We start from the raw sequence: 14,117 nt of genomic DNA on the forward strand, positions 1-14,117 counted from the left end.
AAGCCGATATTTAGCAATCTACAGGAATGCTAACTGGTGCGTTGATCCAAGAAGGATTAACGCCCTTTTTGTTGAACTTCTTATTGAACAAACTGGGCAGGTTAGCGTAATAAGATTATTCAACAACGGTAGAAAAACTTGGAAAGATGGTGGTTTGGTTCCATTGAAGAATGTTAAGTGGATAAATGGGAGTTATAAAGAGGATAATCGTATTTTTGGTTCGGAGTTTGAAGCTAAAGAATGGACAGATGCTTTATATCCAGATTTTGTTGCTTATTTAGGTAATAAAATTAATGTAGGGTATGCAACACCTGATGAGAAGGTAATTAAATATTTGGCATCTTTTTTACCTCAATGGGCTGATTATAACAATTTGAAGGTCGATGTCTGTACAGAAAAAACAAAAATTGACGGTCAAATCATCTATAAAATTTGGACAGTGAAATTATAATTATTTTTCACTAACGGGTGCGTTGATCCAGGAAGGATTAACGTTTTTTTGTTGAATTCCTTATTGTGCAAATCGGCAGGATAGTTCAAAAAGAGCCATATCCTTTTACACTTCTCTGACCCACAACTGGGATAGGTACTCACCTATGTTTACAAAAATGAATATCTTATTGTTGAAACCATTTTAATTACGGGGGAATCTTCATGGGATACTTTGTTACTGTAGAGCCAGGTGTAAATCTATATGTTGAAGATATTAACCCAGGCGGCAGCAGGACCATAGTTTTTATACATGGCTGGCCGTTGAGCCATAAACAGTTCGAATATCAGTTTGATGTTCTTCCTGCAATGGGTTACCGTTGTATTGGCATAGACTGGAGGGGCTTTGGTAATTCGGATAAACCAATGAGTGGCTACACCTATAACAGACTGGCAGATGATATCCGCACTGTAGTTGGTACACTTCAATTAGACAATTTTACGCTCGCGGGTCACTCTACGGGTGGAGCGATCGCGATTCGATATATGGCTAGATACAACGGTTACGGAGTATCCAAACTTGTCCTTATTGATGCTGCCGCTCCCACAGGCTTTTCAACAGAAACGGCTAATAAATTTCTTAAAGAAACGTTAAATGACCGCCCTAAGATGATGCAGGAAGTAACAGATAGCTTTTTCTTTAAGTATATAACTCGCCCCTTTTCGGACTGGTTTTTCCAAATGGGATTACAGGCTGCAGGTTGGTCGACTGCGGCAGTTATTGTTTTATTAAGAGATGAGAAGTTGCATGAAGACCTTCCAAAAATAGTTGCCCCCACTTTAATTATTCACGGCATTCATGACAAAGTTATACCATCTGCACAAGCTCAGGAATTAAATCAAAAAATAAAAAATTCAAAGCTAGTCCCGTTTCAATATAGTGGTCATGGCCCTTTCTGGGAAGAACGTGACAAGTTTAACCAGCTTTTGACACAATTTATTGGCTTATAGTTCTACTTAGCTTTAACGGGATTCAATAGTTGAGGAGCCATATAGGCTCCTCATTTTCATTCACGGTAAATAAAAATTTCCCCGGAAGAATTACTGGATAGATTTATAATTGAGAGATCGCCTGTTGAGTTGACCACGTAGCACTGCTGACAGCCTGATAATTTGTAATTGCTGCCAACGTCCGTTATGAGAACATTGAAAAAAATTAATAAATGGATATTGGATCCTATTCAAGATGCGATTATTAAGGAAAATGTATTTTGGCTAAAAATCATGATGGAGCATTCGCGTAGCTCCTTTATCGAAAAGATAACCAATAACTTCTTGGTGGACAAATTATCGGAAAACAGGTTGTTGACAAGAGGATTGATGTACTTTCGACTGCTTATATTCCACAATGTGAAAATTCATCAACTTGAGATTTGGACCTTTCTTATGCCTCACCATTCAATAGTGCATGGGGTCCCATTCAACAGACTACAAGAATGGCAGAATCATCGTGTTAGTTACTCCATTGACTATCTCACGTTACTGCGATAAGGTAAATATAATCAAAAAAAGTTGATAAAGGGGCGAGCGGAGTGAAACAGTGTATGGCTGAAATTCCTCGTGTATGCAGCGGTGATATTCCATTATATGATAGTGCAGAAACCGAACGGCTAGCAATAACAGCCAAAGCTCTAAGTGATCCGATTAGGATTCAAATGGTTCACTTTTTACAAAATCGTTCCGATCTTTGTACTTGTGAATTTGAAGAGTTGTTGGGGCTTGCCCAATCAAAGGTATCGTACCACTTGAAGATTTTACTTCAGGCGGAATTGATAGAACGTGAAATCCATGGTTCTTGGAGTCATTACAAGCTACGCAATCGGGATGTATTGGATAAACTGAAGACATTGAGTTTAAGTAGGGTGTAAGTAATCTCACTATTTTTTGTTCACTTTACTAATCAAAATAATTTGATGAGTATATATTTTTTAATTGGATTTTTTAAGTGAGAGATGATTCATGGATATTATACACAAAGCATTAAGACCTTTCATTAATGCTTAGATGCAATTAGAAAAATTCCAAGTGCGTTGGATGGGAATGTATAGTGGATGTAATGCGGGCGGTTTAATAGGATACTCGTGTGGAAGAACTGAACAACAAGTAAAAAAGGTTGCTTGTGGTTGTGGTGATGATTCATGTGGCAGCGAACTAGTAAATACTGCTGCATATGGTTATAGCTCAACTACATCTAATAAAATGGAAACTTCCAGTTGTCGTTGTGAAATCTCGTCTAGGCTATACGCTTATTTTGGCCAGGAACTTGCAAAGCTGAAACTGCACTCGATTATGATCTGCCTTATACACAAAATTTACCTTTAAAGCGAAGCACAGCTATTAAGGAAACCTTCCTTTCATAAAGGGATTAAAAACCCGTTATATTCCTTTTCTGAAAATGTTTTTTCTCATCCGAATTTTATAAAGAATGATCATTAGTGTCTAGAAATGAAAACTGTTTACAATTTTTCTGTATACAAAAGGATATCAAATTATCGAAACTAAACAAGGGAGATACATCTATGAATGGGACGTATAACCTAACTAAAGGTCCAATTACACCTACGTTAATGAAATTAACGTTACCGATTATTGCTACAAACTTCATATCAACTACATATGGGCTTGTTGATATGATCTGGGTAGGGAAGTTAGGAAGTGGACCAGTTGCAGCCGTTGGGACAGCAAGCTTTTTCGTCAACATTGGAGCTGCTTTGTTTACTATAATTTCCATCGGTACTGGTGTTAAAGTTGCCCATAGTATGGGAGCCGGAAAAGAGGAAAAAGCAAAAGAGTTAATTAATAATGGGTTTTTAATGTCAGTTTTATTAGCCATTTTATATATGATATTTATCCTTTTAGCAAAAAATCTTCTGATTGGTTATTTTGAACTAGGCAGCAAAGAAATAGAACAAATGGCTATCCAGTTTCTAGTCATTTCGATGATAGGGACGATATTTACATTTTTTAATACCTTATTCAGCATAGTCTTGAATTCAATGGGAAGTAGTGGCAAACCGTTTCGTGTCTATACAGTTGGTTTTCTTATAAACATGATTCTTGACCCTTTGTTGATTTTTGGAGTGGGGGATTTAAATGGATTAGGTGTGTTAGGGGCAGCGCTTGCTACGTTAACAGCGAATATCATTGTAACGGTTTTGTTTTTCATGCATACCAGGAACTTACACATGTTCTCCAAACAGATTACATTTAAAATTAGCCAAATGAAAGAAGTTCTCTGGATGGGGCTGCCAATCACGGTGCAACGTATTACATTTACTGTGATTTCTATCATTGTCGCCAAAATTATTGTTCAATGGGGACCGGATGCCATCGCAGTTCAAAGGGTTGGTGTTCAGATTGAATCAATTTCTTATATGACGATTGGAGGTCTTCAAGGTGCGGTTGCAGCGTTTATTGGTCAAAATTATGGAGCGAAAAGACCGGACCGAATTAAAACAGGTTATCTGAAAGCATTACTGATTACGTCTATCTTTGGAGTAATGATATCGATATTATTTATCCTAGTTCCACAGCAGATTTTTTCGTTTTTCCTTTCTGATAAGGCTAGCTTACAACTAGGTGCTGACTACATGAGAATTATAGGATTTTCACAATTGTTTATGTGCCTGGAGCTTATGACAGTTGGTGCATTCAATGGGATAGGCAAGACACATATTCCTCCCATTTTCAGTATTATTTTCACTGCGTTGAGGATTCCGTTGGCGCTTATGTTATCAGGTACATTTGAACTGAACGGCGTATGGATGTCAATTGCTTTAAGTAGTGTAATAAAAGGCATCGTTCTTGTCTGTTGGTTCATGTGGTATCTTAGAAAAATGAATCAATCTGTATTTGAAAATCGTTTAAAGATGGATGAAGGAAGGTCAATATAGTGGGTTTAATGAATGAAGAATTTTTACAACTAATAATAGACAAAAACTTAAATGAGGATATTCTACTAGGCATATTCGGCCTGGAAAAAGAGAATGCCAGGGTTGACAAAGATGGGAAGCTTGCGCTGACACGTCATCCAAAAGCCTTTGGTAGCAAAATAGAAAACCCGTATATAAAGACGGATTTTTCAGAAAGTCAGATTGAAATGATTACTCCTGCTTTAGATTCCATTGATGAGGCCTATCATTTTTTAGAAACTATCCAAGATATTGTCACTCTTGAGTTAAGCGATGAAGAGTATTTATGGCCTAGCAGTAATCCTCCTGCATTGCCTGAAGAAGAGGAAATCCCGATTGCCATAATGAATGATCCAATTGAGGATCAGTACCGGTTCAAGTTGGCAGAAAAGTATGGTCGAAAACGACAATTAATAAGTGGGCTCCATTACAATTTTTCGTTTAATGAAACTTTTTTAAACAGACTGTATAAAGAGCTAGAGTATACAACCAGTTACGTGGAGTTCAAGAACGATATTTATTTAAAAGTTGCGCGAAACATATTGAAATACCGTTGGTTGCTTATCTTTTTGACTGGGGCCAGTCCTGTTTTTAATAAAACATATTTAGAAAAATGTGTGGAATCGGGAGATCATTTTGATGAAGAAAGCTACTTTTTTCCGAACATGAATTCACTACGTAATAGTGGATGTGGCTACCGAAATGATAAACCTTTCTATGTCTCGTTCAATTCGATAGAGGAATATGTCCATGACTTGCAGTCACTAATTGAATCGAAGGATCTGCTAAGTGTAAAAGAGTTTTATAGCCCAGTCAGAGTTAAACCAGCAAGGCGGAATGATTACTTACAAGAATTGCTTCAGAATGGCATAGCCTATTTGGAACTTCGCATGATTGATTTAAACCCACTTTATAAAAATGGGATCAGCAAAGAAACGATGCAATTTATTCATTTGTTTCTGGTTTTTATGCTATTGAAGCATGATGAATCATTTGGTGAGGAGGAACAAAAAGTGGCTACCCTAAATCATGATACCCTTTCAAAGGAAGGCATAAAGGGTATGTTACATGATGAGGATAATCGTTTTGTTAGTATGGAGGAAAAAGCACTTGAGTTTATTGGAGAAATGGAAAAAATGGTGCAGGTGCTAAAGCCTTATGACAAACAATTGTTTACTTTACTTGAAATACAAAAGCGAAAAATACGGAGACCAGAACTCAACTTTGCAGCAATTGTAAAATCAGAAATCCAACAATCGTCCTATCTGACTTATCATATGGATAAAGCCAAGCAATATGCCAAGGAAAGCCTTGAAAACGGGTATCTATTTATTGGATTTGAGGACTTGGAACTGTCGACACAAATATTATTGAAAGCAGCGATTAAAAGAGGACTTGAGTTTGAATTTATAGATCGTGATGAGAATTTCATTGTCCTTAAAAAAGGTGATCATACAGAATATGTGAAGCAAGCAACGAAAACATCCTTGGATTCATATAGTACAGTTCTAATTATGGAAAATAAGGTTGTCACAAAAAAAGTACTTAAACAGCATGGCATCCGTGTACCAGATGGACAGGCGTATCGTAATCTTAGAGAAGCAATGGCCGATTTCGAGATCTATCAAGAGAAGTCAATCGTTATAAAGCCAAAATCGACTAATTTTGGACTCGGGATTACCATTTTCACTAGTAGCTTTTCAAAGGAGGACTATCAAAAAGCGTTTAAAATGGCCTTTGAACATGATGACACCGTCCTTCTTGAGGAATTTATGACAGGAAAAGAATACCGTTTTCTTGTCATGGGTGATGAGGTCGTTGGGATTTTGCACCGGGTTCCAGCCAATGTCGTGGGAGATGGAATTCACACGATTGATCAACTTGTCCACAATAAAAATAAAGATCCATTGAGAGGGCAGGGTTATAAAACTCCTCTTGAACGCATTCGATTAGGTGAAGTGGAAGAGATGTTTTTGAAAAACCAATCCAAGAGTCGTATAGATATTCCGCCTGCTGGTGAGGTTGTCTATTTACGGGAAAACTCCAATATTAGTACAGGAGGGGATAGTATCGACTTCACGGATGACATTCCGACAAGCTACAAAAATATTGCCATTAAATCTGCAAAGGCTGCTGGTGCTACAATCTGTGGAGTCGATATGATGATTGACAATATTGAGAAAGAAGCAATGGAAACTAATTATAGCATAATTGAAATCAACTTTAATCCAGCCATCCATATTCATTGTTATCCGTATAAAGGTAACAATAGAAAGGCGGATGAAAGGATTCTTGATTTGTTGTTTGGGAGAATAAAATGATACAGGGTGCCCTGCAAATAATGAGTTAACACTTGACGCAGTGTTCAGTAAAAAGATAGGAGTTGATAAACACCGGATGAGATAACTATTTAATACTAATTCCGGTGTTTTTCAATTCTAACTGAAACGTTTAGTAAATACATACTTGACTGATATTAGTTGTCATATAGTGGGCAATTAATTTGATCAATATCATGAAACTACCTGTATATTGCTGAATTAGGAAACCATACGGCAGCATTAAATCTGAACGTGGAACTATTTTTAGACCGATTTATTGAATCGCAAGGTTCAAGTTTTGGGAATGGCCTTACCGGACCGCAGAGAATTATTACTTCGATTGAGGTAGTTTAATTCCCTGCAAAAGGTCTCTCAGCATGTAGACAAGTCTGATTCGCAGACCATGTCTACATGCTTTTTTTGTAAAAGTGGAGAAGATAATTATTGTCTTAGTGGAGGAATAAACAGTCCATCATTAAACCCTTTCGAGAAATTAATGTTAGCTTTTCTTTTTCAACATTAGACGTAGCTGCATGGACTATGTGAAAAAAACTAAAGGCAGTTGGAAATTTCATGCCCATTTTTAGTATAATTATCCCGGAATTCTTGAATTGTCATTTCGATTACGGTTATCGTAAACTGTCAATTATACGGGACATACCAAAATATACCGAGTAGCAAAAGAGAATGACAAGAGTATATGACAAAACAAAGCCGGAAGGGTACTTTATAATGACCTTCTACAAATCCTGCCCCTCCTCCGACAGCAGAAGTAAACCCAACTTTCTCTACAATTAGGGCTTTACCATCTTCGTCCTTAACGTACTTTAGCCATTGTTTCGGCTTTCTTTGCGGTTTCTTTATCTTCGTTATTGCAGCCGTCAAAACCATCAATATGCTCAAAATTTTAACCCATTTTTTTAAGTTATCGACCTCTCTATCTGGAAATCATATCAAAAAATAGTATATTATATAAAGGGGAGGTAAGCAAAAATGGCTGTAACAAAATATGATTAGACGTATTACGACAACACGAGCGGCACATTGGTAGACAAGAAATGCCAGACTTTAAACGTGTCGGAAAATTAAGCATCATTTATTTAGAGAAGGATATTGGTTCAGAATACCGAATAAACAACAGGTACTGTCTGGAAATGACAAACCAGTAGAAAACAGCACAACCATTGAGGACCTACTCGAAATTTATAAAAGGAAATTTATACCATATGAGAACAGATTCAAACGTATCTCGAAAAGCAACTTGAATCTGTTGTGGAAGAATAATCATCATGGTAGAATTCCTCATCGCTAAAATGGCGCTTGGTAAGCAAACGATTAAAAGAAGAGCAATTATCTAAAATCATTTAGAAATAGATACCTTCACCTGCTAGAGACTTGCCTCATAACTATGAAAATTCAACTTTTCTATAAAGTACTTAATCCAAATTAAGCGGGGGGATAAAATGGAGGAAAACTCTAATTTAATTAATCTATTATATCGAGATATCTCCATGTTAAGTATTGAGATGTATAGGTATTTGAATCATGTTGAAATAATGAATGAAAGGTAAATAAAATATGATAAAAATTGTTGGCTTTACTTTGGCCATTAGTGTTTGGACATTTATCGCTTATCTTTTCACGGGAATTGATATTCCCATCCCAAGCTCTTATATAAGTCTGGTGATCTTAACAAATGCCATATTTGCTTTATTTTCGATTTTTGTTCAGCGTTTTGTTATCATTCTTTATGAAGTGAATGTTTTTGAAGAACCTAAAAGCATAGGAGACTTTTTCTTTAAATATTTTGCCATTCTTTCATCTGGGGTCAATTATTATACTCAGAATGTATTTAATCGTCTCCCTCTCGTAGTCAATAAACTGGCAAGTATTATCTTTTTTGTTTTTCTCGTTGTGATTGGAACAGGAATAATGAGTATCTTTAATTAATTTTTCAAGTTGTCCATTTCATTTTTGAATAAGCTTGTTGGAGGAAGAACGGATATGGAAGAAGATCAAAAAATCAGTGTTACCACTCAAGCGCTTATAGCAATTCTTGTTCAATTGGGGTCTGTCAAAAGGGTAAGGGAAGTTGCCAATGAATATAAACTTTCAAAAAAAGAAGTCGATCAGCTAATAGAAACTCCGCAAGCCATGATAAATGATGATGAGTATTCAGAACGCCAGCTAGCCCTATTAAAAAGTATAGGTAAGGATATTTTACATACAAACAAAGTTATCCGATTTGAAAATAGAAATAAATGTTTGTTAGTCTACTTCTCTGCAGGATCAGAGGTTATTTTGGAATATGTACATAGCGCTCAGCACACGTTTTCAAAGCTTCATAATTCCTTAGGTTTAAATGAAGTAGTTTGTGATTTTTACGGTGTGGATTCTACGTTATATGAAGATCCAATTAAAATTAATATAGAATTATCGAATGATTTGTATGATTCACTTCATAACATGAAACCCTCAAAATTGGACCAAATGATCGAGGATGAAAAATATGATGCGAAGATTCGTGAATTCTTAAACGATTTTAAATGGAATAATCAGCAGGTTTGCAAAATTATTTTTAAAAAAAGAAAAACCAAGAACAGTGGCATGAAAGTGGATTTCGCGATGCTTTTTGTTTCAGGTAAGGATTATATTTGGCATTTAAACTATGATGAGTCTGACAATCATCAAATATTTTTAATGAGTAATAGTGTCAGCCATTATTTTAATGTTTTGGAAAGCATTATGGGGGAATTTCTATTTAATGACAGCCCTCAAAAAGATAAAAATATGTCAGGTAAAAAGGAGAAAGAGGATGAGAACTTTTCCTTTAAAAGGGGTGTCACATTTTTTTGGCAAAGTAATCTAGTCTTATTAATAGCATTTTTATTTTTCTTTATAAACAAGTCAAGTTGGAATGAACAAGGCGGCTTTGATGTACTCCTAATTACATTATTATCGGAATTGGTTATTTGGTTATGTTCATTCTTTGCATGTTTTAAAAAGAAGGAAGATTCTCCTGAAGTAAAGAGAGTTAAATCTACATGACTTGAATGGAAAAAAGAATATCTCTGTTGAGAAAACAGGGTTCCATCGCTTGATTGATCACTATTTTCGGGAAACAAAGTTTTTCGATACTTCATTCGGATGCTATCCGTCTCTTCACCAAAAGTAATGATTTCCCTCTGATGGAGCAGGCAATCCAGTATGGCGGTTGTTAATGTTGGGTCGCCGGAGGATTTCCCCTATTCATTCGGGCCCTTGTTTGAAGTCAAGATGAAAGCAACTTTATCATAGAGATCATAGATCAACTGAAAGAATAAATGGGCTTCATGAGGCTCATAAGTCATATACATGACGTCATCGATGATGATAAGATCAGATCCAATTATCCGCTTATACCGGGTATTGGATTTTTTAATGTGATCACGCGTTTTCAATACATACATCAGATGTGCCATTGAAACAAAGGAGACTTGAAATCCTTGCTCGACGGTATGCACACCCAAAGCGACGGACAGATGCGTTTTGCCTGCACCTGTCGGTCCCATTAGGATCAACGTGAAATCGTCTTCAATCCAATTCAACTCTTTTAAAACATTGAATTGTTTTCCGCCTAACGCATTTTGTTCTTTCAAATCATAATCATCAAGCGTCTTCAGTTCCGGAAAATCAGCCCCTTTCATCATTCTTTTCATGTTCTTCTGTTCCCGGAAATGCAACTCATATGACAGAAGTTCATGTGTGAACTCATGATAGGTCCAGCCCTTTAGCTTCTGCTTTTCGGAGAAGGGTTGGCAATTCTTTTGCAGTTTCAGCCAACCGTACGGTTCGGCACTGCTGCTGTAAACGATCGAACGGGCTCGTCATCTCATTCTCCCTCCGTTCAACACTTTCAGGTATGTATCGTTCGAGCTCTTAGGCGCCTTCAACTCAATGTACTTTTCATTCAATTGGATATCAAGGACGCTTTACCTGGCGGTCAAGCGGATAAGCGATATCCCGAAGATCATTCCCGCTGATTAATTGAAGCTTTTCCACTTCACTCTCAAAGCGACTTCCATACTATTTGGATGGTTTCGGATGGTCTTTTGGATGACCTTCAATTGGTCCATCAAATGCCTTGGATACTTTTCGGCTAATGCATCAATGAACCACTGAATTCCGGATTTGTTCGAGGACGCGTCCACAATTTGATGGATCAAAAGGCTACGCTTCGATTCATTTTTGCTTCGATGCAACGGATCCGAAATGACCAAACCCTTTTCTTCTGAAAGCTGATGCTTCGCCAATATCGGGCATGTCGGCTTTAGGCGTATATAGAGAATTTTATCTTCGGTTGCCTGGAGATAGGCCGTATTCGGCGAACCGTTCTTGTACGTTCCTGACAATTACCCCAATATTAGTAACGAGAATGATGAATTCCTTGATTTAGACAAAGATAAAATGAGTCTAATAATTGCAGGTGATAGTGTTGGAGGCAATATGACTGAAGGGAACTTTAGCAATTTATTACTGAGTTGCATATACGCCCCTTCTTTTATTGTAGAAATAATAATGTAAAGCTTATAATGTAATGATGAATTCTAAAAGCAAGTCCAAAAGATTTTGATTATTGGCGTTCAAACAAATTGTTGAAATCGTAAAACCTCTTATTTAACTATAGAGGGGCTTTACTTAAGATCATTGAGTTGCATATGCAGCTCTTTTTTCTTTATTGAACTAAAATGCTTGAACCTGGCTTTCTCCTTTTGAAATATCCAGACCAATGACTGGATTCATTATTAATCTCCTCCTAGAATCATAGTATGCCAGTTACCCCTAATCCTCCATGCAGTGTCATAGCTTCGCTTGTTATACGAGATCTAAGTCCCAATCAGCCTCAATCATGTTTCTGCAAGTAGGGGGCGAACGGTTTAGTTGACGGGGTCAAGCCCCACGAGCAGTTACGTTCTACCCTGGCTACTGTTATAATAAAACCATATAAAAAATGGTCAACCAGAAATATCTGGCTGACCTTATAATACGAACGTGGCAGTTTAGTTCAATGAGAAATAATAATATTTTCACATAAATATAACATCATTTTCATTATATATATAATTTAGTATAATTAAGGAAATAATTAATTTTAATACTTAGAAAATAAAAAGGTTGAAATATTAAAAGCTATCATTTCAACATTGGAAAGAGAACAACAGGACGAAATAAAAAATGCTATATCTCATCTAATCCCTCATATGGATAATAAATGGTTTAAAGAAACGATGGAAAAAGTACAGGCATCCACAAATAAGAAGGTTCCTTACTTTAGTGGCCAGATTCCACCAGGGATAGCATATATGGGTGTTAATTCACATGGAACTAGCTATGTATATGAAATACCTAAATCAAAGATTCGTGTTAAATATCATGATGTAGCAATAGACGATGTGGGGCATCCGAGATTACTAGCAATTTATAAATTAAAAGGTGAAAAAGTAGCGTCAATGAAGCTTGTTGCTGTTAAAGAAAATGAACCAATTCATGACTTAATGGATGTGTACCGTTATCCATATGCACATGTATTCGCAAATGGTAGCGTTTGTTGGTCAGGTTATTCAGGTTTCACTAAAGACACGTTACCTCATATTGCAAAAATGTTTTTATCTACAAGTAATTCAAATCATGGTGTTGAAGGTTGCTTAAAGCTATATAAAGAAAATGAGGGTAAAGACTTTGATGACTCAAAGATTATACCATTTGGAAGTTTAGAAGAATTGCTATAACCATAGCAATTCTTTTCTTGTTAAGGGAGGCAATTATTGTATTTGTTAAGCTTGGTATAGTATTTAAAAAATTTTTCTATATACCAATGCTCATTCTATTCTGACATCTTTCATGGACAACATCAAATTGAATCAAAAATTAAATATTCGTCCTTTAGGTTATAAAGAAACACTGCAAATTTCTGCATATCATTATACAGAAATTGATGCTTCAGCAAAAAACAATGAAAAGATATTTGAGAGGTGTATGACACATGATACTGCAAACAAATTATTTGTTAATACAAAGGTAAACCCCAAACTGTGAAACTGATTTACATAATTATAATATAATTCATGCGATGGAAAACGTAGGCGTATTTACTGCAGTGATACGCTATTTAATCGCAGAAAAAATGTTCTGGCAGAGAAGTTGATTAGTGGAAATTCAAAGGATACTTACAGGGCACAAATTCATCAATTAAGACATAAATGATTCTGTATTTTCAAGTTACATAGATATTAAAATGTGGGAAGCCCGCCCTTTCCAAAGTTAATATATAATTTGTTTTATTTCAAAAATTGTGGAAATTATACCAAAAGATGTTTAATATTATAGGTGGTTGAGTGGGAGAAAAATTACAAGGTGGAGATTAAAGTAAGTATAACTATTAATTACATTAAAACCAATGACCTATCTATATTATCACAATTTGACAATCTAGTTAAGTTCTTAAGTGAACAGGAGGTAGAAATTTATCAGAGTTATAAAGTAGAATTCAAAAAAGTAGAGTTTTTATTAGGAAGAGTATTACTAAAAAAGATAATTGGAGAAATATTAAATGTTGAACCCAGCTCTATAGTATTTAAGAAAAGCAAATATGGGAAATTATTTTTAGATAATTCTATGTTTAAAGACAAACCTATTTATTTTAATTTATCTCATAGTAATGGCCTACTCGTCTGTGTGATAGGTTTAGATGAGGTAGGAGTTGATGTTGAACGTATTTGTCCTGTGGATTTCAATATTATGAAGCACATTTTTAGAATGGAAGAAATAGATTATGTATTAGAGGCAAAAACTTTGTTTGAAAAGGAATCAAGGTTTTTTTATATATGGACAAGAAAAGAGGCCTTTTTAAAAGCAATAGGAATGGGATTTTATAAAGACCCTCTGAGTTTCCAAGTCCCTATTAAGGAAGACAAAACTAAAAATGAGTACAACTATTACACTTTTAACCTTTATTCAGAGTACAAAGTTTCTGTAGTAGTAAGAAATAATAATTCAACCCAAATACAATTTATTTTTCAAGAGATTAATATTTGCAAAGATGGTAACTTAGATTTTAGTATTATGGAATGTCAACATAAAAGTATATTTTAGGATTCGAAACCCAATAAGGAGTGTTAGATATGTATACTGCTGAATATAAAAATAAAGACATTTTAATAAACTTTTAGAATTATATAAAAAAGAAGTAAAAAAACCTTATCAAAAAAACATATCATATGATACTAAGAATTTAAAAGATAGTATTGTTAAAATTTTCAAAGAAGTAATTGATACGAATGATTTTATAGAAACAAATATTAATTTTTTTGAGATAGGTGTTAATTGAGAGCGTAAAATATCTTGTGTAAATGAAAAA

11 protein-coding genes and 3 pseudogenes are annotated in these 14,117 nt (G+C 35.4%); 12 read left to right on the top strand and 2 right to left on the bottom strand.

Annotated features, from left to right (window positions below; all coding sequences use genetic code 11):
- From D1970_RS22570 to D1970_RS23210, 9 genes and pseudogenes are all read left to right on the top strand, one after another.
- Positions 1–451 (top strand): hypothetical protein (locus D1970_RS22570; RefSeq protein ID WP_182478601.1); only part of this gene is annotated, 451 nt, incomplete at its 5' end.
- A gap of 203 nt (positions 452–654) precedes the next feature.
- A complete protein-coding gene (locus D1970_RS21240) occupies positions 655–1,440 on the top strand; it encodes an alpha/beta fold hydrolase (protein WP_119114847.1) in 786 nt (261 codons plus the stop codon).
- A gap of 186 nt (positions 1,441–1,626) precedes the next feature.
- Positions 1,627–1,731: pseudogene (locus D1970_RS23565) on the top strand (DUF2935 domain-containing protein); the annotation flags it as partial.
- Between the two features lie 2 nt (positions 1,732–1,733).
- Positions 1,734–1,946 (top strand): annotated as a pseudogene (locus D1970_RS23535) (CoA-disulfide reductase); the annotation flags it as partial.
- 75 nt (positions 1,947–2,021) lie between these two features.
- Positions 2,022–2,357 carry an ArsR/SmtB family transcription factor gene (locus tag D1970_RS21250; protein WP_119114849.1) on the top strand — a complete coding sequence of 112 codons (336 nt, stop codon included), beginning with the start codon at positions 2,022–2,024 and terminating at the stop codon, positions 2,355–2,357.
- A gap of 651 nt (positions 2,358–3,008) precedes the next feature.
- Positions 3,009–4,382, top strand: a complete 1,374-nt coding sequence (locus tag D1970_RS21255; protein ID WP_119114850.1) for an MATE family efflux transporter — start codon at positions 3,009–3,011, stop codon at positions 4,380–4,382.
- Positions 4,383–4,390: 8 nt separating this feature from the next.
- Complete coding sequence (gene gshAB / locus D1970_RS21260) at positions 4,391–6,721, top strand: bifunctional glutamate--cysteine ligase GshA/glutathione synthetase GshB (protein WP_119114857.1); 2,331 nt, start codon at positions 4,391–4,393, stop codon at positions 6,719–6,721.
- Between the two features lie 1,578 nt (positions 6,722–8,299).
- Complete coding sequence (locus D1970_RS21270) at positions 8,300–8,671, top strand: hypothetical protein (RefSeq protein ID WP_119114852.1); 372 nt, start codon at positions 8,300–8,302, stop codon at positions 8,669–8,671.
- Between the two features lie 54 nt (positions 8,672–8,725).
- Positions 8,726–9,769, top strand: coding sequence for a hypothetical protein (locus D1970_RS23210; protein WP_246370373.1), 1,044 nt, complete (start codon positions 8,726–8,728; stop codon positions 9,767–9,769).
- Positions 9,770–9,819: 50 nt separating this feature from the next.
- Here D1970_RS23210 and D1970_RS23570 read toward each other — a convergent pair.
- Positions 9,820–10,591, bottom strand: a pseudogene (locus D1970_RS23570) (ATP-binding protein); the annotation flags it as partial.
- A gap of 152 nt (positions 10,592–10,743) precedes the next feature.
- Positions 10,744–11,112: a hypothetical protein gene (locus D1970_RS21280; protein WP_119114853.1), complete on the bottom strand. Its 369-nt coding sequence runs from the start codon at positions 11,110–11,112 to the stop codon at positions 10,744–10,746.
- A 792-nt stretch (positions 11,113–11,904) separates the two neighbouring features.
- Between D1970_RS21280 and D1970_RS21285 the strand changes: the two genes are divergently transcribed.
- The 3 genes from D1970_RS21285 (at position 11,905) to D1970_RS21295 (ending at position 13,852) form a co-directional block, all read left to right on the top strand.
- The gene (locus D1970_RS21285) at positions 11,905–12,489 is read left to right on the top strand and encodes a hypothetical protein (protein ID WP_119114854.1); all 585 of its coding nucleotides are present in this window, start codon (positions 11,905–11,907) and stop codon (positions 12,487–12,489) included.
- Between the two features lie 127 nt (positions 12,490–12,616).
- Entirely contained in the window at positions 12,617–12,796 is a 180-nt protein-coding gene (locus D1970_RS21290; RefSeq protein WP_119114855.1) for a hypothetical protein, read from the top strand.
- A 318-nt stretch (positions 12,797–13,114) separates the two neighbouring features.
- On the top strand, positions 13,115–13,852 hold the full coding sequence (locus D1970_RS21295) for a 4'-phosphopantetheinyl transferase family protein (RefSeq protein WP_119114856.1): 738 nt from the start codon (positions 13,115–13,117) through the stop codon (positions 13,850–13,852).
- The last annotated feature ends 265 nt before the right edge of the window (positions 13,853–14,117 follow it).

It is taken from the genome of Mesobacillus zeae (assembly GCF_003570705.1).
GTDB classification, from domain to species: domain Bacteria; phylum Bacillota; class Bacilli; order Bacillales; family Cytobacillaceae; genus Mesobacillus_C; species Mesobacillus_C zeae.

What these genes read in the sequence shown, in the direction of transcription:
- D1970_RS21270 (WP_119114852.1), top strand. Translation starts at nt 8,300, where the DNA reads ATGATAAAAATTGTTGGCTTTACTTTGGCCATTAGTGTTTGGACATTT.
- D1970_RS21240 (WP_119114847.1), top strand. Translation starts at nt 655, where the DNA reads ATGGGATACTTTGTTACTGTAGAGCCAGGTGTAAATCTATATGTTGAA.
- D1970_RS21255 (WP_119114850.1), top strand. Translation starts at nt 3,009, where the DNA reads ATGAATGGGACGTATAACCTAACTAAAGGTCCAATTACACCTACGTTA.
- gshAB (WP_119114857.1), top strand. Translation starts at nt 4,391, where the DNA reads ATGAATGAAGAATTTTTACAACTAATAATAGACAAAAACTTAAATGAG.
- D1970_RS23210 (WP_246370373.1), top strand. Translation starts at nt 8,726, where the DNA reads ATGGAAGAAGATCAAAAAATCAGTGTTACCACTCAAGCGCTTATAGCA.